The sequence below is a fragment of the Thauera aromatica genome (assembly GCF_023093595.1).
GTDB classification, from domain to species: Bacteria; Pseudomonadota; Gammaproteobacteria; order Burkholderiales; family Rhodocyclaceae; genus Thauera; species Thauera aromatica_A.
Genome location: NZ_JALLIK010000018.1, coordinates 1 through 862 on the forward strand (window position 1 = coordinate 1; position 862 = coordinate 862).

The 862-nt window shown below is 68.1% G+C and carries 1 protein-coding gene; it reads right to left on the minus strand.

Features of this window, described 5'->3' with window-relative positions; genetic code table 11:
* Nucleotides 1-862, minus strand: an 862-nt coding sequence (locus MXC99_RS00295; RefSeq protein WP_247723650.1) for an AMP-binding protein, incomplete at both ends; no start/stop codon positions are given.

Below are 862 nucleotides of genomic sequence, written 5' to 3' on the forward strand. Positions count from 1 at the left end.
GCCCGAGATCGACGACAGCTGCAGGTCGGCCTTGATCTCGCGATAGACGTAGTCGAAGCCTTCGGCCACCAGCGGGCTGCCGGTGCTCAGCAGCGCGCGCACGGTGTCGAGGCGGTGGCTTTCCCGCGGCTTGAGGCCGAACTTGGCCGCGGCGTCGAGGAACTTCGCCGAGGTGCCGAAATGGGTCATGCGCTCCGAATCGGCGTAGTCGAACAGGATCCGGTTGGCGCCGGCGAAGGGCGAGCCGTCGTAGAGCAGCACGGTGGCTTCGGCGGCGAGTGCGGACACCAGCCAGTTCCACATCATCCAGCCGCAGGTGGTGAAGTAGAACACGCGGTCGCCGGGCTTGACGTCGGCATGGAGGCGGTGCTCCTTGAGGTGCTGCAGCAAGGTGCCGCCGGCGCCGTGCACGATGCACTTGGGCACGCCGGTGGTGCCCGAGGAGTACATGATGTAGAGCGGGTGGTCGAAGGGCAGCGCGGCGAACTCGATGTCGTCGACGAGGCGGAACGGGGCGATGAAATCCGCGTACATGCGCGCGTGCGGCACGTGCGACAGGTCGTGGTCGTGGTGCACGTAAGGGACGACGACCACGTGCTTGACCGAGGGCAGCCCGCCGACGATCTCGCCCAGCTTGCCGAGCACATCGACGGTCTTGCCATTGTAGTAGTAGCCGTCGCAGGCCAGCAGCACCTTGGGCGCGGTCTGGCCGAAGCGGTCGAGCACGCCCTGCACCCCGAAGTCGGGCGAGGCCGAGGTGAACACCGCGCCGATGCTCGCCGCCGCGAGCATCGCGATCACCGTCTCGGGCAGGTTCGGCATGTAGGCCGCGACCCGGTCGCCGGCGACCACGCCCTGGTCG